The sequence below is a fragment of the Microbulbifer sp. SAOS-129_SWC genome (assembly GCF_039696035.1).
Taxonomy (GTDB): Bacteria; Pseudomonadota; Gammaproteobacteria; order Pseudomonadales; family Cellvibrionaceae; genus Microbulbifer.
The window spans coordinates 2524242-2545514 of sequence record NZ_CP155567.1 but is presented as its reverse complement, the minus strand read 5'-3'; the positions used below and the strand labels follow the sequence as shown (position 1 = coordinate 2545514).

Here is a 21273-nt window from a genome sequence, read left to right as displayed (position 1 = left end):
ACCTGGGAGAAGGCAATTAAACCATGGTCACTTTTGTCCTCTGGTTGATCCTGTTTATTTTGTGCTGGCCGCTGGCTTTGCTGGCCCTGATTCTATGGCCGTTCGTGTGGCTGCTGTCTTTACCGTTTCGCCTGCTCGGCATTACCTTCGAGGCGCTGTTTGCGTTTCTGCGCGAGCTGCTGTTTCTGCCCGCGCGTGTACTGGGGTATCGCGATAAAAGCTAAATAGCACTGCATTGCCATCGTTGAGCCGTGTGGTAATATCCGCCGCGAATTTGGCGGAGCTGGGTCGCAATTCGGATGTTGCGCTGCTCCGCTTGAAATATTCTGGAGGATATCAGGGATGATCTATCTGCACCTTGCCTACTGGCATCTGGCCACTATCGTGCCCGCATTTTTCATCGGTACTTATCTGCTGCTGCGGCGCAAGGGGACGCCGGGGCACCGGCTGCTCGGTAAACTGTATATGCTGCTGATGCTGGCCACGGCGCTGATTACGCTGTTCATGTCGGCGCAGGTCGGGCCGACCCTCTTTCATCATTTCGGTTTTATCCATATTTTCAGCCTGCTGGTACTGTACAGCGTGCCTGCGGCTTATCTGGCGGTGCGCAGCGGCAATATCAAAAAACATCGCGGCAATATGGTGGGGCTGTATATCGGCGGCCTGCTGTTGGCCGGCTCCTTTGCCCTGATGCCCGGGCGACTGTTGCACGGCTGGGTGTTTGCCTGAAGCGGCGGCGAGCGGATTACTGCTTCCTACGCACCACGCTGATTCCATCTTCAATGCGCTCGCTCGGGTGCAGCACCAGGGTGTCGCCCTCGCTCAGCCCCTGCTGTATCTCCACCTGCTGGCCATTGTTGTGGCCGATTTTAATCGGCGTCATCACCGCGTGGTCGCCCACGACCCTGAATACCGCCCAGCGGCCGGCGTGACGCAGCAGGGCACCGGCGGGCAGCTGCAGGATGTTGTCGCCGTGCCAGGTCTGGATCTCGGCGTCGACGCGGTAACCGTGGCCAAGGCGCTGCCACTCGCTGCGTGGATCGGTAAAATCGATAATGACATTGACTCGCTGCTCCTCGATGCCGAGGGCGGAGTATTTGGTAAAGCCGTAGGGTTCTATCAGCCGCGCACGGCCGTGTAGTGGATAGTCCCCGCCCCAGTTGGTCATGCTTACCGGAGCGCCGGGCTGTACCTGCACCGCATCGCGGGAGAGCAGATCCACCACCACTTCCAGCTGCGCCGGGTTGCCGATATCCAGTAATGGGGTGCCGGCGGTGACGACTTTCTCGCTCTCCTGGCGCCGCTGCAACACGCGGCCGCCGACCGGGGCGGTGATCGTGATGATTTTATTGTTGCCGGCATCCGGGTGCTCGGCATCCGGGGTAATCAGCTGCGCGCGCGCATTGTCCAGTTCGCCACTGCGCATGCGTTCGGCGGCCTTGGCGGTGTCGAGCGCCGCTTCGGCGCTGTCCTGTGCCAGTTCCATGCGCTCCAGTTCTTCTTTGGAGATATAACCCTTGGGGGCCAGCTTGCGCGCGCGCGCGGCGTCGGCGCGGGCAAAGCGTAGTTTTGCCTCCGCATCGCGGCGCTCGGCGCGGGCCAGGTTGAGCGCGGCTTTGGCACTGTCGATGGCGGCCTGCGCCTGCACGCGGGCGCGCTCATTGAGAAACTCCGGGTGCGTGGGCAGCAGCTGCGCCAGTGGTGTCTTGTGTGCATCGACGCGATCGCCGACGTTGCGCTCGATACGCAGCAGGTAGCCGGTCACCGGCGCGGATACCACATACACATCGCGCACGCGGGTATAGCCCTCGTCGCTCACCGAAACGGTCATTGGGCCGCGGGTAACATGCGCCATGTCCACTGGGACCGGCTTGGGCAGAAAGGCGTAGGCGAAGAACAGCAGCAGGCCGGCGAGCAGCCCGATACCGAAAAGTCGCTTGACCAGTTTCCTGCCCATATCACTCCCGGGTCTTGAGTACGCCAATCAGGTCGAGGCGATCGATGCGCCGGCGCACCAGCAGGCCGGAACCGATGGCCGCCAGCACTACGATGAGCACGGCGTAGCCGTAGGTACTGGGGTTGATGATCAGCGGAATGCGAAACAGCTCGGTGTCGAAGGAGAGCACCAGCCCGCGTGCCAGCGCGTAACCGAGGAAGGCCCCCAATGGCAGGGCCAGCAGGGTCAACAACGCCAGTTCTCCCAGCAGAATGTAGGACACTTCGCCGCGGGTCAGGCCCAGTACCCGCAGGCTGGCCAGCTCGCGCGCCCGTTCGGACAGGGAAATGCGCGCATTGTTGTAGACCACGCCCACCGCGATCAGCCCGGCGAACAGCGTGTTGAAAAATACAAAGGTGCCCAGGCTTTCCTGCAGGGTGTCGTAAAACGCGCTCTGCGCCTGCTCTTGCAGGCTGACACCGGCGACCACCGGGGTATTTTTCAGTGCGCGGTAGAGTGCGTCAGTGCGCTGTGGGTCCACCAGCAGGTAGCCGCCGCTGATGGCAATATCTTCCTTCAGCAGCCGGTTGAGACTGCGCAGGTCCATATAGGCCGCGGTGCCCATATAGGTTTTGACGATACCGCGTACCGGAAGATCGACTTCCGGTCGCCGGCCGGTGCGGATCTCGACCCGCAGCAGGTCGCCGGCTTCCACGTGCAGCAGTTCGGCGAGCTTGTCCGACAGCAGCAGCCCGTTCGGGGGCAGGGGGACCGGGTGCAGCGTGGTATCCACCACGCGGCTCAATTTGGCGTTGTCACTGAGGCCGATAATCGCCTCGCGGCGGTTGAACTGGCCGTTGCGCAGGACCGCGGGTACCGCGCGAAACGGCTCGGCCGTCATCACCCCCGGGGCGTGCAGCAGGTCCTGCACGGCGCGCCGGTTGCGCGGCTCGACAAAATTGACCGTGACATCCTGGCGATCGATGACATTGAAACTGATATCGACCATATACAGCATGGCATCCCACGAAAAACTCGCGCCGATCAGCAGGCCCATCGACATGGCGATGCCGAGGGTCGTCAGCCCGGCGCGCTTGGGCCAGCGATACAGGTGGCGCAGGATCATGCGGCTCGGCTGGTCGAGCCAGCGCGCCAGGCGTTCGAGCCCCGCTGCCGAGCGGCTGTAATCCGGCGGCGGGGGCGGCACCATCGCCACCGCCGGCTCCAGGCGAGTGGCGCGCAGCACCGCAGACACGGTGGCGGTACCGCCCACGCCGAGGGCGGCTCCGACTGCGATCAGGTAGACATCGGCCGGGGCGCTGAACAGCAGGAACGGAAACTTGAAGTAATCCTGGTACATTCTGGCCAGCCCTTGGCCCAGCCACAGCCCCATGGCGATACCGATGACAATGCCGAGCAGGGTAACCGCGCCAATCATTTTCAGGTAGTGCAGCGCCACAGCCATGCGGCCGTAGCCGAAGGCCTTGAGCAGCCCGATCTGTTCGCGTTCGGTGTCGATCAGGCGGTTGATCACCACGTTCAACAGGAAAGCCGCCACCAGCAGGAATACCGGCGGCAGTATGCGACCCATGGTGTTGAGCTGGTTGATCTCGTTGCTGAGAAACTGGTCGGAGATCTGCTGCTTGCGGCCGTAGGCGCCGGTGGCGCCGTAGCGTTTGAGCAGGGTGTCGAGCTGGTCGATCACCGCGTCCTCGTTGGCGCCGGGCGAGGTGAGTAGTACGGCCTCGTTGAAGGCACCGTCCAGGTCGAAGGCATTGGCCAGCGCCTCGCGGTTCATCCACAAAACACCGAAACGTTTCTTGTCCGGCACGATTTCACCGGGTGAAATGGCATACACGTATTCCGGTGACAGCACCACGCCGGTGATGGTGAGCCGTTTCTTGGTGCCGTTCAGGATCGCGTAGAGGTGGTCGCCGGGGCCGAGGCCGTGGGCCTCGGCGAAAGACTGCAACGCCAGCACTTCGTCCTCGTGCTGCGGATCGAAGTAGCGGCCGCGGCGCAGCACAATATCGTTGATGTGTGGCACGGGCTTTTCCGGCAGCGACTGGATTTCACCGGTGATCGGTGCACTGGCGCCCTCCACGTCGAGGACTACCCCGGCGCGAATGCGGGTTTCGGCGCGGCGCACACCGGGTAGCGTGACGATCTGCTCGCGCAGGGCATCCGGCGCGCGCTTGACCGGTGCCCACAGGTCGGCAAAGCGATAGCGCTCGTAATAGGCGTCGCGAGTTTCCTGCAGCGAGAGCAGCATACCGCGGGACATGATGTACATGCCCACGCCACAGCCGATCACCACCGCAATGGCCAGTGCTTGCCCCTTGATGGCCCACAGGTCCCGCAATAATTTGCGGTCGAGGGCATTGCACCATTCGATCAGCACGGCGCGGCCCTACCAGCTCAGTTCCGTCGGATCGCAGGGTTCGGCATTGATCCGCGTGTCCTGGATTTCGCCATCGGCCATCTGCAACACCCGGTTGGCCATGGCGGCGATGCCGGCGTTGTGGGTGATGATCATGGTGGTGGTATTCAATTCGCGATTGACCCGCGCAATCGCCTGCAGCACGACAATCCCGGTTTGGCTGTCCAGCGCGCCGGTGGGTTCATCGCAGAACAGTACCCGCGGCCGCTTGGCAATGGCGCGGGCGATGGCCACGCGCTGCTGCTCGCCGCCGGAGAGCTGGGCGGGAAAATGATCGATGCGTTGTTCCAGCCCCACCAGCGCCAGCGCCTCCTCGGGCGCCATTGGCTGCCGCGCAATCTCGGTCACCAGGGCCACGTTTTCCCGCGCGGTCAGGCTCGGGATCAGGTTGTAGAACTGGAACACGAAGCCCACCGACTCGCGGCGGAACAGGGTCAGGTGGCGGTCGTCAAACGCGGTCAGCTCGCGCGTACCGAAAAAGACCTTGCCCTCGGTGGGCGAGTCGAGGCCACCGAGAATATTCAGCAATGTGGATTTGCCGCTGCCGGATGGCCCCAGCAGCACCACCATATCGCCCGCCGGCACCGTAAGGCTGACACCGCGCAGTGCGTAGACCCGGGACTCGCCCACGCCGTAGACCTTGGTGAGCCCCTCCGCGCGAAAGGCTGTATTTTCGCGGTTGTCGCGGTTGTCGCCGCCATTGTCGAGCGTGCGGGACTTGGTGTGGTTCATGATGCGCGAAACGTTTCCTCCGGTTGCAGGCCGGCCAGCGGCACAGGCGATCAATGCGGCCAGAACAGCAGCACCGCGATGCCGGCGGCAAAGGGCAGGGCGAACAGCAACAGTACCCGCCGCAACAGCGCGGTACCGCCGAGCACGCTGGCGGCCCCGGTCTTGAAGATCATGTTGGTCAGGGTAGCGATCACCATGGCCCGCCACGCGGTGGCAACCTCGATGGTGCCGGTTCGGGCCAGGTTGGCCGTGGACAGCGTAATGGCATCGACATCGGTAAACCCCGAGATCAGTGCCACCACGTAGATGCCGCGGTTACCGAAATATTCCTTGGCGGCGGCAATGGCGACGGTGATCAGCGCGTAGAGCGCGACAAAGATCAGCGCGGGGCTCAGCTCCGCCGGGTTGCTCTGTTCGGGCATCGACTTCTCATGCTGCCCCACCGCCCGGTAGCCCAGCGCACACACGGCGAGGTTGATCACCATCAGTACCACCAGCGGCAGCGCCAGTTGCGGCAGAATGCGCGGCGCCACCACGGATATTTCCACCAGCATGCGGATAAACATGCTGGTGGAGGCGATCAGGATCACCAGTGCGGCCAGCTCGGCGATATCGCGATTGGTACCGGCGCGACGCGCATAGCTGACGGTGGTCGCGGTCGATGAGATCAGTCCGCCGATCAGGCCGCTGAGCACAGTGCCGGCGCGCGCGCCGATCACCTTGTAGGCGCCGTAACCGCCGAGTCCGATGCCGACGATCAGTACCACCAATAGCCAGATCTTGAACGGGTTGAGTACATCGAAAGGGCCAAAATTGCGGTTGGGCAGCACCGGCAGAATGATCAGCGAGATCAGTGCGAACTCCATGATCGAGCGCAGGTCCTGCTCCGGCAGTTTGCGCGCAAAGGCGTGCATGCTGGGTTTCAGGTGCAGCAGCACGGCGACAATGCCGCCCACCACCACCGCAACCGATTTCTCACCGAGGATCAGGTAGGCGCCCAGCAGGTACATCAGCAGGGCGGTCACCTCGGTGGTGATGCCGTTGGTTTCCTCTTCACCGCGCAGCCGTTCGATATTGCCGAGCAGAATCAATACGGTCATGCACAACAACCCCGCGGCCACCAGCCACAGCGCGTCGTTGGCTCTGGCGACACTGGCGGCGAGGGCGCCAAACAGGCCGATGAGGGGGAAGGTGCGAATGCCGCCCAGGCGGTCGGTGGTGCGCTCCCGCTGCAGGCCGATCAGCAGCCCGAGCCCGAGCGCAATGCCGACCGCGATCAGGCTTTCCGAATCAAAGAAAGACTGCACCGCATCGGGAAGGTCACCGCTGGGCCCATCCGGGGCCAATTGGGTCGGCAGCATTATTGGTTCTGGTAAGTTGGCACACTGCTTACCAGTCTAGACCGCAAAGCCGTACCAACCGTGCAGTTCGGCGCTGATGCGGGGAAAGTGCCGGCCTAGCGGGACCGCAGCGGCAGGTAGATGTCGGTGATGCGCTCGCTCTCGGGTACTTCCGGGTAAAAGCGCACCCGCTCGAAAAACAGCGGAAAGTCGCGCAGCTCCTCACTGCTGCCGCTGAGCCAGTGTCGGTACAGGTACTCGACACTGGCGCCGAAGGTGTCGTCGCCGCCCACATGGCGCAGGCGCGCACAGCGCCCGGGCGGAATGGATTTCGCCACCAGCCCCTGGGCGTTCGGTGCCAGTGGCCCGCGGATCTCTACGCCGAGATCGAAGCGAAACTTCGCCGCCGGCGTGGTGCCGGGATCGTTGTAGGCAATATTGAAGGTCCGGCTGCGGTCCGGCAGTACGCCGTTGTCCCGGCGCCATTCGATAAAGCGCTGAATGGACGCACCGAGGGTGGCGGGATCGCCGCAGTGCTCCAGTACCGCCAGCTCGATACCGGGGAATTCGATAATTTCCACCGCATCAGTGGTGATCTCGGAAGGCATGATTTTTCTCCTCAGGTCATTCAGCGTTTGCAGCTCGCGGTGCCAGGCGCCCCAATCGGGCGCGCGGCGAAACGCCGACGGGGTCTGGCCGAAGCGGCGCACAAACGCGCGGCTGAACGCCTCGGCGCTGTCGTAACCGTTGTCCAGCGCGATATCGACAATCCGCTGCCGGCGCCGGAATGCCAGCTGGTAGGACGCGCGCTTCATGCGCAGCGCTGTGATGGTGTCGAACAGCGTATGGCCACAGTGCGCGGAAAACAGGCGGTGAAAATGATAACGGGACAGGTGCGCCACAGCGCTCAGCTGCTCCACCGACAGCGGCTCCTGCAGGTGCGCGTCGATAAAGTGCAGTACGCGCTGTAGTTGCTGTGAATAATCCGCCATGGCTTCTCTGCCGATCCGTTGCCCGCAAGATTAGCCGAATCGGCCGGCAAAAACCTGACTGTTATTGCGCTTTGGCGGCGAGTCCGCGGGAACCGATACGCCGTTTGACGGGCAGGGCGTTGTGCCGGACGGCGTCGAACTCGCAGCGGAAGTCGCTGCCCGCGGCCGCCGAGGGACATTCCCGTTTATGATTGATCAAAGAGTAGGCAGGTTCGGCGTTTCCATCCCGCGGTCAGATGACCGTCGGGTTTATGGTTCACTGCGCCGACCGCCGAAATTCCTGTTCTGATAGAGCCAATGTTGGAGATCAATTTTTAGTCGGGCCGGCTTTGGCGGGAGTGTGTCATGAATCGCCCCTGGCGCTGACATAAAATCGAAGATTGCTGAGTGAAATAGGATCAGAAGGAAAGTGTCGAAACTGTTTTAAGTCTTCGTTACCCTGATAGAAGCTCACGGGGATAATGTAGTAGAGGTTTTTCTGAAATTGAAATAGGGGAGAATAATGAAAAATATTGGCATGGCGATTCTCATATCGTTCCCGGCGATCGTTATTTCTACCTGGATGCGGAGGGTTGGGAAACTCCACTGCCTATCAATCGGTTAGAAATAACACGCTAATTGGGGATAGTGGTCACGACTGGATGACCTGGTGGTGCAAGTTTACTACCGGCCTGGCAAGAGAACGATTGGCCGAGCGGCAAGGGTGTCCATCGCAAGGTCGAATCTGAAGGAAGCCGAAGGCAATACACTAGATTTTCCGTGAGCAAGGCGCCAAGCCCCGAAATAATGAGTCGCGGCTCATATCTACCTGGCAGCCCACCCAAGTCATTGACTTTGCATGGGTTTGAAATATGCTCAACAGCCATAGGTAGATGCAGGCGACTTGAGCCGTTGGCTGGTTATTATTGGTTAAATGGTGCTCAGTTTCGTGTAACTGATTGATTTGAAATAATTTTTTTAATCGCATTCCGAACGGTTGCCAAGAAATAGTAGCCAAAGAGATAGTGAGCCATTGGCTCTTTAATAAACTGTTAAATATATAGGTGACGTATGGAACGCGAAGCACTAAATTACTTGATTAAAAGGACAGCGAATTTAGCAATTGGCAACTCCACGCTGAGGAATCAAGGAGCGTCAGGTCTTAATAAAATTGCTAGAGATTTCTTGTGCACTATAGACTTGCAGCATTTATCTAGTGAAAAAGATAAGTTTTCCGAAAATTTAGCAAATCTAACTGAAAAGCTCAGATTGAAGTTCCCTAAAGGTGCGAACAATTTTGGGGCGGCCAGAAAATCGATAAATATCTACCTTCGGGACTGCTTATACAACAAATATATAAATGAAGAGTTTTCTTTAGATCATATTGCTTCGATTTTAGAATTGCCACTAGATAGTCATGTTGCTAAGGGTCTTGAGCTGACTAAACATAAGCCGAAACTACCGAAATGGGACGCGATAAAACGCTTAAAAGAGTCCGAGAATATGTTGTATCAAAAATATGCTGGGCTGGTAGCGGGCGAGTTGCGTTGTAACAGAGTTGATCTGGACGTTTATTTATGGAGAAAAATTGGCATTGGTGCCCTTAAAAATATTTAACAAAGTCGAGCACATCGCCCCAGCAAGCTGGGGCTGGACCTCGCTATCGCTCGGCCCGTTTCAGCGGCGTTAGCTTTCGGAGTTATTGCAAAACATGGGTAAAAATCAGTCTCTAGATGATGTGGTTGTACTCGATACAAATGCGATCATAAATATTGCTAAGAAAAATGATTGGGAAAAGGCAATTACTCGCCTTGTATCTCAATACAAAATTGTTATTCCAACTCCTGCACTTTACGAATTTGAACTCTTTAAGCACAAGAGCAGTGATGCTGAAAAGGAACTCCTCGGACTTATATCTAAAGCAAAGAGGCATGATTGCATGAGCTTTGAAATGGGTAGAAGGGCTGGGCAAGTTCCTAATGGTCTGTACATTGTCAATCCATCACATCATGAGTGGCAAGCAGCAACAAATAGAATGTCAAAGCACATAGAGCTAAATGGGCTACAGTCTAGCGGCATTAAAAAGAGGCACATGGATCATATAATATACTCTACAGCTAGGAATATATTCGCAACCATTTGCACTGACAATGCTAAAGATTTCATAGATATTGCTGGCATAGCAGAGGAAATTGGCTGGCATGATAGTGCAATGACAGTTAAGTCTTTAAGTGATTATCTTGACAATCAATAAAGCTAAAAAGCAGTTGTAGTCGCCGAGAAATACGCGGCTGGGACGGCTGACGCTATGCTCCAGCCGTCCCTAAACTGGGCGTTATAGCGTTTAATAAAATGAAGATATTTACCCTGGCGTTTTCATTGTTGGTATTAACCAGCTTCTTTTCTGCGAGCTCGGCTATAGTCGGAGAAGGTCCAGTTGTCGTGGTATACGGGTTTCCTATTCCTTGGCATGCGCGTGGAGTCGCGTTTTCATTAGAGGATTTTGTCTTTGTCGGACCGCTTTTTATTAGCTTTCTTATTTTCTTAGGCGTATCTTTTTTGACGCTCACCTATTCATTTAAGGTCTACGAAAATGAGATTCAGAAAAGACATAAATCTTTTGAGTTTGTGTTTTGGTCTGTATGTGGTTTCTCTAGTATTCTAGGGCTGCTACCTTTCATTGCTGATAAAGTGTATTTTTCTTGGTGGTTTTACCCGGGCTTGCGATTCATGGGATATCTAGATGGTGGCGTCGCATAACCAAACAATGCAACCGACGGCTAAGCTTGTGCACTTTTTGCGCTTTCGCTACGCTCCATTATCGCGCAAAAAATGCAAAACTTAGCCGCGGCTGATTGCGGCGTTATACGCGAAAATAGCTCGGTCATGAAATCAGAATTAGAGGATTAAAAGTTTGTACTATCGTTACAGGCCATTTTCTGAATTAAGCATCAAGGAACTCATGTATAGTGAGCTGTTTCTTGCTTCAACGGAAGAGTGTAATGACCCTTATGACAGCAAAGGGTTCTATGAGTTTACTGGTCGCCAGGATTACTGGGAGAATCTCGTAAATTTACTTGTAAGAAAGATAGGTAATAACAATGTAAGTGGCCTGCAAATAAAGGAGGTGGCGGGCAAAATTTCGTCTTTGTGTCCTCTGACCTATGACGAGGCATTGCTGCTAGATATATCACGGTTGTGCTTTGAAGTATTAAAAGACTTTACTTTGTCTCAAAGTCTTGCGGCTTGTTTTAATCAACTTTTGAAAATTTACAAACCAGAACCAAGTTATTTTGCCTGTTTCTCAAAAGCAGATAACGATCCTCTAATGTGGTCGCACTATGCCTCGCAACACCAAGGTTATAGCCTTATATTTAAGCCTATTGACGGGAAGCTAAGGCAATATCCTCCTCTCAAGAAACGCTCTATTAGCCGAAAGACGCCTAATGGACTCGCCCAAAATAGTAGTTACGGATTACCTGAAAGTTTCAGCTTCCAAGAAGTTATTTATCAAGAGGAAGTCAAGTCCTTGTGCGGATTCCATAGGCTCCCAGTGGCGGTTATAGGAGGGGATCTCCCTGAAGAAGAAAGAATTAATCTAATAACATTACAATCTGAACAGTTTTTGCACAAGCATATTTCTTGGGATTATGAGCAGGAAGTAAGAGTTTCAATATCTCCTAGAATGTCTTGGATTTTCGGTAAGAATATAGAATTAAGCTCGCTAGAACGATTGTTTTATTATGAGCCAACGCAATTAGTGGGTATTATTTTTGGTGCTCGAATGCCAAAAGGAAATAAAGATAGGCTGATGGAAGTTCTCCTTTATCGTCAAGAACAGCTTTATAGGTCAGAAGACCACGAAAGAATAATGTTTGAGTTCGCTGTTTTTAATGCCCGCCTTTCTGGATCTAAAAGAGAAATTCAAGTAGAAATTGACAAGATGATTTCTAGTGGTCAGGAAATTGACAAATCGCACAAAAACTTCGAGCACGCTTATGATAGATGGAGGAATGGCTGGGGCATTAAATTTGAGGGAAACAAGTCTAACCGGATACAAGTCCTTGGATGAAAAAGCGTATAATAAGGCGCTTCTGCCGGAAAATTTTTCCGCTACGCTCCAAAATTTCCGCAGAGCGCGGCGTTAGAGGTCCAACTTCCCCACCAAAAGTAGACACCTCATTACCAAATAAAGAGGTGCTTGACCGTGAGTGGAAGAAGTGATTTGCCCTTTTTTCCGGGCAAGATCACATTGATCTATGCGTCAATTGCGTCGAAAAATGAGCTGTTATCTGCAGAAAAACTCTGGAATTTCGGTTGTGGTTAGTCCAGACTCCGCACCCTTTTTGCAGCTTAGAAAGAGGGCAGCTCTAAATGCGGATCGCGATTGCCATAATAATCCTCTCCATCACCGGATGTGCAACCTATAACCCGACCATGACCTTCACTCGAGAAGAATTGTCTGAAGATGCGCGGGATGCCCTGTTTGCGCAGGACAAGAGCGAATGTGTGGATGCAACCCTGTCCGTATTCGGGGACAGCCCGGTATTCGGTGTCTATTCTGAGCCGTACAGCGGGCACGACGGTGGCTACTACTCAGTTGTTGCGCAAACCAATACAAGTGTCCAGGAGCAGAAATATATGAAAGATACAGAATCCCTTAGCAAGCTGAAAAGCCAGCGCGACACCATGTATGTCCAGTGCATGGAGACGCGCGGGTGGCATAAAACAAGCCTCTGATTTCCAGAGGCGTTTCTCGCGTTCTTGAGAACAAGAGCATCACCGAGGACACGCCAATCGAGGTGTCGCAATCTCTGCGTCACTCCTGATAACGAATCTCCACAATATAAAAAGTCACCCACTCTTCGTCGACCATCAGCTCCACCTCATCATCCAGCCGCCGCCCGAGCAGGGCGCGGGCCACCGGTGAGTCCATCGAAATAAGTCCCTCCTTCACATTGAACTCATCCGGGCCGACGATGCGGTAGCAGCGCGTATTTTCGTCGTCGTCTTCGAGCGTGACCCAGGCACCGAAAAAGACCTTGTCGCGGTCTTCCGGCAGACGGTCGACCACGGTGATCTCTTCCAGGCGCTTGGTCAGAAAGCGCACGCGGCTGTCGATTTCGCGCAGGCGTTTCTTGCCGTAGATATAGTCGGCGTTTTCCGAGCGGTCGCCCAGTTTGGCCGCGTCGCTGACGGCCTGGGTGACCCGCGGGCGTTCCTCTTCCCACAGGAATTTCACCTCGGCGCGCATACGCCGCGCGCCTTCCGGGGTGATATAGCGGGAACCGCGCGGGCGCGGTGGTCTCCATCGTCCCATATTCTTAGTTCCGGTCTCTCAATCCAGGTTTTCGATGGTGATGCCCGGGCCGGGCTGCGGCAGCGGGAACTTGAATACGCGGCTGTAGAATTCCAGCTCGCCTTCCAAAGCCATCTTGATCGCATCGCCGCCGCGGAAGCCGTGGCCCTCGTTTTCGAAGGTGATATAGGCCACCGGGATCCCCTGGTGTTTCAGCGCGTCGACCATGGTCTGTGCCTGGTTGGGCGGCACCACCTTGTCTTCCAGGCCCTGGAAAAAAATCACCGGGCAGCTCAGCTGCTCCACGTGTTCGATCGGCGAGCGCTGGCGGTAAACTGCCTCTGTGTCCGGCCAGGGGCCGACCAGTTTGTCCAGGTAGCGGGATTCGAATTTGTGCGTGTCGCGCGCCAGTGTGGTCAGGTCGCCGATACCGTAGTGGCTGGCGCCGGCCTTGAAGGTACTGTGGAAGGTCAGGGCGGCCAGCACGGTGTAACCGCCGGCACTGCCGCCCTTGATCAGCAGCCGCTCGGGGTCGGCGAGGCCCTTGGCTACCAGGTATTCGGCACCGGCGCAGACATCCTCCACATCCCAGATGCCCCAGTTGTCCTTGAGGCGGTCGCGGTAGGCGCGGCCGTAGCCGGTGCTGCCGGAATAGTTGACGTCGAGGATGGCAAAGCCGCGGCTGGTCCAGTACTGGATCTTCAGGTTCAGCCCGGCGCAGGTGGCGCCGGTCGGCCCGCCGTGGCTGAACACGATCAGCGGCGGCAGCTCGCCGTCCGGGGCGGTAAACGCGGGATTGTGCGGCGGATAGTAGAAGCCGTGCACGCTGCGTTCACCGGCGGGGAATTCGATCGCCTGGGCGAGGGAAAATAGGTTGTCGGACAGATCGCAGCGGTTGCTGCTGGCGATCTGGCTGAACTGGCCACTGTGGTTATCGTAGGCCACCACCGCCGGAAACTGGCTGGCGCCGGCGGCGATCATGACCGCCTTGTGGCTTTCGCAGCGCAGGCTTTCGATATCGCAGTAGGGCGCGTCCAGCCGTTTGTGGCTGCCGCTGTGGATGTCGAGTACCGCCAGGTGCCAGCGCCCGCCTTCGGTGTAGGTGCACAGGATCTCGTCGGAGTTCAGGAAGCCGTAGGTGGACATGCCGAACACCCACTGCGGTGTGGCGAATTCGGCTTCGAGGGCCCACACCGGCTTGTCGTCACCGCGGCGATACAGGTTCCACCAGTTGCTGCGGTCGGACACATAGAAGAGTTCGCCTTCCGGCGACCACTGCGGCTGGAAAATGGATTCGTCGGCGCCGCCGGCGGCCACGTCAGTGTGCTGCGGTTGCCCATCGTCATCCAGTTGCGCCAGGCACAGCTCGGTGGCGTCCCAGGGCATGTTCGGGTGCTGCCAGCGCAGGAAGCTGAGCTGCTTGCCGTCGGGGCTCAGTGCCGGGTTGGAATAGAAGTCGGCGCCCTCGGCCAGTATCGCCGGCGTTGAGCCCAGCGGACTGTCGAGATCAATGGCGAGGATCCGCGCGCGGGGTTCGCCGTCGCCGGAACAGTCTTCCTGCACGCAGAGCAGGCGGTTGCGGCGGCGATCCAGGTGCAGGTCCGCGTAGCGGTAGTCGCCCTCGGCGGTGATCGCCTCGGGTACCGGGTTGTCCAGCGGCATGCGGTACAGGCGCTGGTCGTCGGCGAGCGCGAAATAGACGGTATCGCCACTGACCAGGTAGCTGGCGCCGCCGTATTCGTGCGCCTTGGAGCGGATACTGAGGGGTGCCGGAATCACATCGCGGCGGCCATTATGGGGGCAGTGCTGAACCAGCACAGAGCGGCCTTTTTCTGCGGGGCGTGACTCCAGCCAGTAATAGCGCCCGTCCACCAGGCTCGCTTCGCCGAGCCGCACGCTGCCCTGTACCAGCAGGTCGGCGTCGATGTCGGATTTCCAGCTGCCGTAGGGGGCGGTGTGCACGCTCGCATTGTCGCTCATGGGGTTCCTGTCCTCGCGTTTGTTGTGCGGCGCATTCTGCCGGTGCCACGGGGGAGTGACAAGCCGCCTTTATCCAGCGGATGTGGTCTATTGAACGGTTTGAGTGGCAGTGACGCTACCGGGTGCCGCTTTGTGAGACACGCCGTGAACCCATCCTTGGGGGCTTTAATCGCCATCCATGGCTCATAAAGTCTCACAAAGCGGTAGCCGGTAGCGTCACCTTCGCGGCAAGTGCTGTTGTGACTAGCGGAGCCCGCCGCCTGCATTCTTTCTCTCGTCTTCGGCCTATGCTAGCCTGCACCAAGCAAGCGCTTGGTAAATGGCGCAATAGGTTGCCTGTAAGAGGTGCCTGCAAGAATTGCCTGACACAAGAAAGATAATGCAGGAGAAGCGTCCATGTCTGATGAAGTGGTCATTACCTGCGCCCTGACCGGCGTGCTGACCAACCCGCAACAACATCCGGTGCCGGTGACGCCAAAACAAATGGCGGCGTCGGCGCGCGAGGCCTACGACGCCGGCGCTTCGGTGATGCATATTCACTTCCGCGCCCAGGAGGAAGGCAAGGGCCATCTGCCCAGCTGGGATCCGCAGGTGGCGCTGGCGATTGCGGATGAAATCCGCGCGGCCTGTCCCGGCGTGATCCTGAACTTCACCACCGGCACCATTGGCCGCGATCAGCAGGGGCCGTTGGATTGCATTCGCGCCGGGCGCCCGGAAATTGCCGCGTGCAATGCGGGTAGCCTCAATTATCTGAAGGCGCGCTCCAACGGCACCTGGGCCTGGCCGCCGATGGTATTCGAGAATCCGGTGGACAAGGTCGAGGAGCTGCTGGCGGTGTGCCGCGAGACCGGTACGCGGCCGGAGTTTGAGTGTTTCGACCTGGGCATCGTGCGCTCGGTGGGCATGTTTGCCGATGTGGGTATGGTGGACGCGCCCAACTACAACCTGGTGATGGGCGTGGCCTCCGGCATGCCGGCGGATCCTGAACTCCTGCAGCTGTTGCCGAAGTACATGAAGCCCGGCGCGCTGTGGCAGAGCACGGTGATCGGTCGCGAGGAGATCTGGCCGGTGCATCGCAAAACGGCGGAGCTGGGCGGACACCTGCGCAGCGGCGTCGAGGACACTTTCTACCTGCCCGATGGCGTGCGCACCAGCGGCAATGGCCAGCTGATCGAGGCGCTGGTCGGGATTGCTGAGGAAGCGGGGCGTAAGGTCGTGTCGCCGGGGCGTGCGCGCGAGCTGTTTTTGTGAGTCGGCGTAGTCCGGGCACCTATCCCGCATAGTCTCCGGATGTTAGCTGGGAAACTGTCCTTCCCGGGTTTATGTTCGTCCACGCGAGCGGGCGACCATTCGTGCGGCATGTACGGGGCCGTTCATCGTGGATTGGTCAAGCCTGCTCAGGTTTGTGCAACTTGAGAAAGAGCGCCAGTGCCCCCACGAGGGCCGCAGAGCTCAAGATAACGGCGATGGCAATATAGATGCGGTCATAAGCGCCCTCTGAATTGTATTTTATGATCAGGATCAGACCTTCCAGGGCGAGCGCGCAGGCGACGGTAGCGATAAACCGGGGCACTCCGCGGCGCAATGACTCGTTGGTAAAACGCGTCGCGTCCGTCGGGTGTGGCGTCGAGAGTTCCGAGTCAATGACTAACGCCAGCTCGAAAATCGTCAGGGCGACAACCAGATTACTGACGGTCTTGACGAAAATCTGCGTGATCGCGTTGAAATCATAGATGTCTTTCAGAAAGAGCACTTCGTGGACCGCATCAATCGTTGTGGCCACAACGATTCCTATCGAGATTAAGGCAAACAGGGTCGCAAACTCGTGTCCATATGCCTTGCGGATAGTGTTTTCGCGAATTGACCTGTACATCATTAGCTGCCTTGGAAGTGTCCACAAGGAAGTTCGCTGTTGAATTGTTCGCCGGCGCTGACGCGATCGCGATCTTGTATGCAGCATAGCCAACAAAAGAAAAATACGACATCTGCAGGGTTGGTCGGATCCCACGCGAAGTAGGGTTTGTGAAACTTGCCTTCAATTTCCCATATTGATAGCGGTTGCGTTTTTTCGACCGCCGGGACACTGTACTTTTATTCCGCATGCCCGGTTGTCGGCTAGTCTTTATTGCACAGGCAACTTTTTGCGCCAACCGCGTCTGCGCGGCAGGCGCCTGTGCGGGAGCGGGCGATGCAGGGCTTTCTGGATACCTTTGCGCATTTTGTCGACTGGGGCAATGCGATCACCTGGGGCGGACTCGGTGGCTTCTGGTGGCTGGGCATCCTGATTGTGGCACTATTGCCGGCGGGGCTCTATTTCACCTGGCACAGCCGCTTTATCCAGTTTCGTCACTTCGGCCATATGCTCCACGTAATGCGCCTGAGCCTGCGCAAGGAGCACGGCGATTCGGTGTCGTCCTTCGAGGCCTTTGCCACCAGCGCTGCGGCGCGGGTCGGTACCGGCAATATCGCCGGCGTGGCGGTGGCGATTACCGCGGGCGGCCCGGGGGCAGTCTTCTGGATGTGGATCGTGGCCTGGGTGGGCATGGCCACCAGCTTTGTCGAAAACACCCTGGCGCAGGTCTACAAGGAGCGCGGCGAGGAACACGGTACCTTTCGCGGCGGGCCGGCCTACTACATCGAGAAGGGGTTGGGGCATAACTGGAAATGGCTGTCGGTGCTGTTTTCCATTTTCCTGGTGATCTGTTTCGGTTTTGTCTTCAACGCGGTACAGGCAAATGCGATGGCGTCGGCGATCCACGGCGCCTGGGGGATCAATCCGCTGTTAGTGGGCGCGCTGGTGGCCATTCTGGCAGCGATCATCGTATTCGGCGGCATTCACTCGATCGGCCGCTTCGCGGGCATCGTGGTGCCGTTTATGGCGCTGGCCTACATTCTGGTTGCCCTCTATGTAATTTTCACCAACCTGGGGGAGTTGCCACAGGTTTTCGCGCACATATTCGGCAATGCCTTTGGTATGGAGCAGGCGGGAGCGGGGGCCTTTGGTGCGGTGGTGGCCAACGGTATCAAGCGCGGTCTGTTTTCCAACGAAGCGGGGATGGGTTCGTCGCCGAACGTCGGTGCCGTGGCGGACGTCAAGCACCCGGTCATCCAGGGCTATGTGCAGATGGCCTCGGTATTTCTCGATACCATCCTGATCTGCACCGCCACGGCGTCGATCATTCTGCTGGCGGATATGCATTCCGTGGGCACCGTGGAGGGTGTGACACTGACCCAGGACGCGCTAGCCAGCGAGGTAGGTAGCTGGGGCGGCAGTTTTGTGGCCATCGCGCTGCTGTTTTTTGCCTTCACCTCGATTATCGCCAACTACTACTACGCGGAAACCAATATCTTCTTCCTCTGGCATACGCGCACCTCGATCTTCTGTTACCGCGCGCTGTATATCCTGTTTATCCTCTTCGGTGCCTGGATTGCCGCCAGCGGGCGATCGGACAACTTCGCGCTGTTGTGGAGCATGGCGGATATGTCGATGGGCTTTATGGCTTCGGCCAACCTGCTGGCGATACTGTTGCTCTCCGGTGTGGCGTTCAAGGTGCTCGGTGACTACGAGGCGCAGCTGGCCAAGGGGATTGCGGAACCGGTGTTTGATGCGCGCCAGTACAATATCAAAGGGGTGCAGCACGATGTTTGGGATGGGGGAGGCGCGTGATGGAATGCAAAGCAGGGGTGCCGCGGCTATGCCCTTTTCTGCATTCCTCACTAAAGCTTTAATGTAATCCCGGCTAATCTGCCTCGATCTGCACCAGCAGCTGCCCACCGCGCACCTGGTCACCGGTGCCGGCAGCGATGGTCGCGATAGTGCCATCGCGGTCGGCTTTCAACGGATGCTCCATTTTCATCGCCTCCATGACCGCCAGCGTTTCCCCGTGTTTTACCGCCTGTTGCGGCTGCACCAGTACTTCGACGATACAGCCGTCCATCGGCGCAGTAATGCGGCCATTGCCGGCGCTACTGCCGCGGTTGGCCGGGGCCTGGGTGGCATTGCGGAACTGCCATTGATAACCGTTGCGGGGCAGGTGCAGTGTGCCGTTGTGCAGGCGGTACAGTTGCCGCTGCTGTGCGCCGTCGATGCGCAGCAGGGCGGCCTCGCTGTCGATGATTTCCACATCGATTGCCGCCTCATTAACGGCGATACGGTAACTGTGAGCGCCGCCGCAGTGCAGCAGGCACTCGTAGGTTTCGTCGCCGTTCTGTAAGCGGTAGTTGAACGGCAGGCGGTGGTCGTCGCTGCGCCAGTTGGCGCGGCCGCTGCGGCGGTCCGCTGCCGACAGGCCGGCCTCGTGCAGCAGCGCCGCGGCCGTGGCCAGGGTTTCCGCATCCGCTGGCGCCGCTGAATTGTCGCGATTGAGATCGGGAAAGACCTGTTCGATAAACGCGGTGGTGGCGCCGCCGCTGCAAAACAGCGGATGCTCGAGAATCTGATGCAGGAACGGCAGATTGTTTTTCGGCCCGATCAATTCCAGCTGCTCCAGCGCCGCGCACAGGCGCCGCCGCGCCTGTTCGCGGTTGTCGCCCCAGGCGATCAGCTTGCCCAGCATCGGATCGTAGTAGGGGGAAACGGCGCAGCCCGCGCGAATGCCGTGGTCGATGCGGATGCCGTCGCCCTGCGGCGCGCGCCAGTGCAGTATCTCGCCGGTCTGTGGCAGGAAGTGCTGCTCCGGGTCTTCGGCGTAGAGGCGCACCTCGATGGCGTGGCCGCGCTGCTGTACCTGTTCCTGCGTGATCGGCAGCGGCTCGCCGCGCGCCACCGCCAGTTGCCACGCCACCAGGTCCAGCCCAGTCACCATTTCCGTTACTGGATGTTCCACCTGCAGGCGGGTGTTCATTTCCAAAAAATAGAAATCGCCGTTGCCGTCGAGCAGGAACTCGACCGTGCCCGCGCCGCTGTAATCGCACGCGCGCGCGGCGGCCACGGCAGCCGCGCCCATTCTTTCCCGCAGCGCCGGGTCGACAGCGGGGGAGGGGGACTCCTCGACGATTTTCTGGTGGCGCCGTTGAATCGAGCAGTCGCGCTCACCCAGGTGGATGGCGTTGCCGAGGTTATCGGCAAATACCTGGATCTCGATATGGCGCGCGTCGATCAATGCCTTTTCCAGAATCAGCTCGCCGCTGCCGAAGGCGCTCTGCGCTTCGCTGCGCGCCGAGCGCAATTGCGCCGGCAATTCATTGCTATCGTGGGCCAGGCGCATGCCGCGACCACCGCCGCCGGCGGCAGCCTTGATCATCAGCGGGAAACCGATCTGTTGTGCCGCCTCGATCAATACGTCGTCGTCCTGGCTGCCCTGAAAACCGGGAATGCAGGGGACGCCGGCGGCGGCGACAAAGTCCTTGGCGCGGCGCTTGTTGCCCATCAGTTCGATGGCCTCCGCCGCCGGGCCGACAAACTGCAGGCCGGCATCACTACAGGCGCGGGCAAAGTCGGCGTTCTCGGCCAGGAAGCCGTAACCCGGGTGCACGGCGGTGGCGCCACTGCGGTGCGCGGCGGCGATGACCTTGCCGATATCCAGGTAGGATTCCGCCGGCGTGTTGCCGCCGATGGCGACGGCGCTGTCGGCGACCTGCACATGCAAAGCATCGCGGTCGGCATCGCTGTGGATGGCGATGGTGCGGTAGCCCTCGGCGCGGGCGCTGTGCGCAATGCGCACGGCAATTTCGCCGCGGTTGGCGATCAGTAGGGCGGGGCGTTCGCCGGATGCTGTTGTTTCGCTCATGGCTGTTTTCCTGCTCAAGACTGCTTCCCCTGCGGTGCTTTGTCCCAGTCCGGCGGGCGTTTCTCGATAAACGCCTGCGCGCCCTCGCGGCCCTCGCCGGCGATCGCGCGGGCAAAATCCCGTGCGGCGCTGTCGAGTAGGCTGCTGAGACTCTCGCGATCACTTGCAGTGGCCGTATTGCGCAGTAACTGTTTGGTGGTGGCCAGTGCGGCGGGTGCGCAGGCGCGGATCGCCTGCAGTTGTTCGTCGAGCGCTGTTTCCAGGTCGGCGCTGTTGTCGGCCAGCTGGTGCACCAGGCCGATTCGCGCCGCCTCGGCGGCATCGATGGCGCGGCCGCCCAGAGCCAGGCGCCGGGCCTGGAACTGGCCCAGGCGCGCGGCGACAAACGGGGCGATTTGTGCCGGCGGCAGGCCCAGGCGGGTTTCCGGCAGGGAGAAGCGCGCACTGTGTGCGGCCAGGCACAGGTCGGCGATACAGGCGAGACCGAAACCGCCGCCCATCACCGCACCTTCGAGTGCGGCAATCACTACGAGGTGGGTATCGTTGAAGCGGCACAGCAGCTCGCCGAAGCGGCGGTTCATGTTATAGAAGGCATCGCTGTCACCGTCGGCAGCCCGCTGCTGCGCACTGAGCATATCGGCGATATCGCCGCCGGCACAGAAGTGGCCACCGCTGCCGCGCAATACCAGCGCGCGCAGGTTTCTATCGGTTTCCGCCGCCTCCAGTTGCTGCAGCAGTTCCTCCACCATCTGCAGGCTCATTGCATTGCGCTGCTGCGGCCGGTTCAGGGTGATACAGCGGGCGTGGCCGCGGTCTTCGATGAGCAGGGTTTGCATTTTTCCTGCC

At 58.6% G+C, this 21273-nt stretch carries 19 protein-coding genes; 9 read left to right on the top strand and 10 right to left on the bottom strand.

All coding sequences use genetic code 11. The annotated features are described in order from the left end of the window. The first annotated feature begins 23 nt into the window (after positions 1-23). Together ABDK11_RS11035 and ABDK11_RS11030 are read left to right on the top strand one after the other, a co-directional pair. Complete coding sequence (locus ABDK11_RS11035; RefSeq protein ID WP_346836560.1) at positions 24-224, top strand: hypothetical protein; 201 nt, start codon at positions 24-26, stop codon at positions 222-224. Between the two features lie 118 nt (positions 225-342). Next, a complete protein-coding gene (locus ABDK11_RS11030) occupies positions 343-729 on the top strand; it encodes a DUF2306 domain-containing protein (protein ID WP_346836559.1) in 387 nt (128 codons plus the stop codon). Positions 730-745: 16 nt separating this feature from the next. Here the strand turns inward: ABDK11_RS11030 and ABDK11_RS11025 are convergent, their stop codons facing one another. The 5 genes from ABDK11_RS11025 to ABDK11_RS11005 form a co-directional block, all read right to left on the bottom strand. After that, positions 746-1957: an efflux RND transporter periplasmic adaptor subunit gene (locus ABDK11_RS11025; RefSeq protein WP_346836558.1), complete on the bottom strand. Its 1212-nt coding sequence runs from the start codon at positions 1955-1957 to the stop codon at positions 746-748. A gap of 1 nt (position 1958) precedes the next feature. Further along, positions 1959-4337 (bottom strand): FtsX-like permease family protein, encoded by a 2379-nt coding sequence (locus tag ABDK11_RS11020; RefSeq protein WP_346836557.1) that lies wholly within the window; start codon positions 4335-4337, stop codon positions 1959-1961. Between the two features lie 9 nt (positions 4338-4346). Then, the gene (locus ABDK11_RS11015; RefSeq protein ID WP_346836556.1) at positions 4347-5108 is read right to left on the bottom strand and encodes an ABC transporter ATP-binding protein; all 762 of its coding nucleotides are present in this window, start codon (positions 5106-5108) and stop codon (positions 4347-4349) included. Between the two features lie 50 nt (positions 5109-5158). Further along, the gene (locus ABDK11_RS11010) at positions 5159-6469 is read right to left on the bottom strand and encodes an MgtC/SapB family protein (RefSeq protein WP_346836555.1); all 1311 of its coding nucleotides are present in this window, start codon (positions 6467-6469) and stop codon (positions 5159-5161) included. Between the two features lie 95 nt (positions 6470-6564). Continuing rightward, the gene (locus tag ABDK11_RS11005) at positions 6565-7440 is read right to left on the bottom strand and encodes an AraC family transcriptional regulator (RefSeq protein ID WP_346836554.1); all 876 of its coding nucleotides are present in this window, start codon (positions 7438-7440) and stop codon (positions 6565-6567) included. Between the two features lie 1050 nt (positions 7441-8490). Between ABDK11_RS11005 and ABDK11_RS11000 the strand changes: the two genes are divergently transcribed. The 5 genes from ABDK11_RS11000 to ABDK11_RS10980 all read left to right on the top strand — a co-directional run bounded on the left by ABDK11_RS11000 (position 8491) and on the right by ABDK11_RS10980 (position 12159). Continuing rightward, a complete protein-coding gene (locus tag ABDK11_RS11000; protein ID WP_346836553.1) occupies positions 8491-9036 on the top strand; it encodes a hypothetical protein in 546 nt (181 codons plus the stop codon). Positions 9037-9130: 94 nt separating this feature from the next. Then, on the top strand, positions 9131-9673 hold the full coding sequence (locus ABDK11_RS10995) for a hypothetical protein (RefSeq protein WP_346836552.1): 543 nt from the start codon (positions 9131-9133) through the stop codon (positions 9671-9673). A gap of 98 nt (positions 9674-9771) precedes the next feature. Continuing rightward, entirely contained in the window at positions 9772-10179 is a 408-nt protein-coding gene (locus tag ABDK11_RS10990; protein ID WP_346836551.1) for a hypothetical protein, read from the top strand. A 154-nt stretch (positions 10180-10333) separates the two neighbouring features. Further along, positions 10334-11491, top strand: a complete 1158-nt coding sequence (locus ABDK11_RS10985) for a DUF2971 domain-containing protein (protein WP_346836550.1) — start codon at positions 10334-10336, stop codon at positions 11489-11491. 302 nt (positions 11492-11793) lie between these two features. After that, the gene (locus ABDK11_RS10980; RefSeq protein WP_346836549.1) at positions 11794-12159 is read left to right on the top strand and encodes a hypothetical protein; all 366 of its coding nucleotides are present in this window, start codon (positions 11794-11796) and stop codon (positions 12157-12159) included. A 79-nt stretch (positions 12160-12238) separates the two neighbouring features. Here ABDK11_RS10980 and greB read toward each other — a convergent pair whose 3' ends face one another. Beyond that, entirely contained in the window at positions 12239-12739 is a 501-nt protein-coding gene (gene greB, locus ABDK11_RS10975) for a transcription elongation factor GreB (protein WP_346836548.1), read from the bottom strand. Positions 12740-12757: 18 nt separating this feature from the next. After that, positions 12758-14698 carry a prolyl oligopeptidase family serine peptidase gene (locus tag ABDK11_RS10970; protein ID WP_346836547.1) on the bottom strand — a complete coding sequence of 647 codons (1941 nt, stop codon included), beginning with the start codon at positions 14696-14698 and terminating at the stop codon, positions 12758-12760. A gap of 396 nt (positions 14699-15094) precedes the next feature. Here ABDK11_RS10970 and ABDK11_RS10965 point away from each other — a divergent pair, with 396 nt between their 5' ends. After that, positions 15095-15949, top strand: a complete 855-nt coding sequence (locus ABDK11_RS10965) for a 3-keto-5-aminohexanoate cleavage protein (RefSeq protein WP_346836546.1) — start codon at positions 15095-15097, stop codon at positions 15947-15949. 136 nt (positions 15950-16085) lie between these two features. Here ABDK11_RS10965 and ABDK11_RS10960 read toward each other — a convergent pair whose 3' ends face one another. Continuing rightward, a complete protein-coding gene (locus ABDK11_RS10960; protein WP_346836545.1) occupies positions 16086-16481 on the bottom strand; it encodes a hypothetical protein in 396 nt (131 codons plus the stop codon). Between the two features lie 405 nt (positions 16482-16886). On the opposite strand from ABDK11_RS10960, the gene ABDK11_RS10955 reads away from it, so the two are divergent. Then, positions 16887-18365, top strand: coding sequence for an alanine/glycine:cation symporter family protein (locus ABDK11_RS10955; RefSeq protein WP_346836544.1), 1479 nt, complete (start codon positions 16887-16889; stop codon positions 18363-18365). Between the two features lie 73 nt (positions 18366-18438). Here the strand turns inward: ABDK11_RS10955 and ABDK11_RS10950 are convergent, their stop codons facing one another. Together ABDK11_RS10950 and ABDK11_RS10945 are read right to left on the bottom strand one after the other, a co-directional pair. Then, the gene (locus ABDK11_RS10950) at positions 18439-20427 is read right to left on the bottom strand and encodes an acetyl-CoA carboxylase biotin carboxylase subunit (protein ID WP_346836543.1); all 1989 of its coding nucleotides are present in this window, start codon (positions 20425-20427) and stop codon (positions 18439-18441) included. Positions 20428-20441: 14 nt separating this feature from the next. Continuing rightward, positions 20442-21263, bottom strand: coding sequence for an enoyl-CoA hydratase-related protein (locus ABDK11_RS10945; RefSeq protein ID WP_346836542.1), 822 nt, complete (start codon positions 21261-21263; stop codon positions 20442-20444). Between the last annotated feature and the right edge of the window lie 10 nt (positions 21264-21273).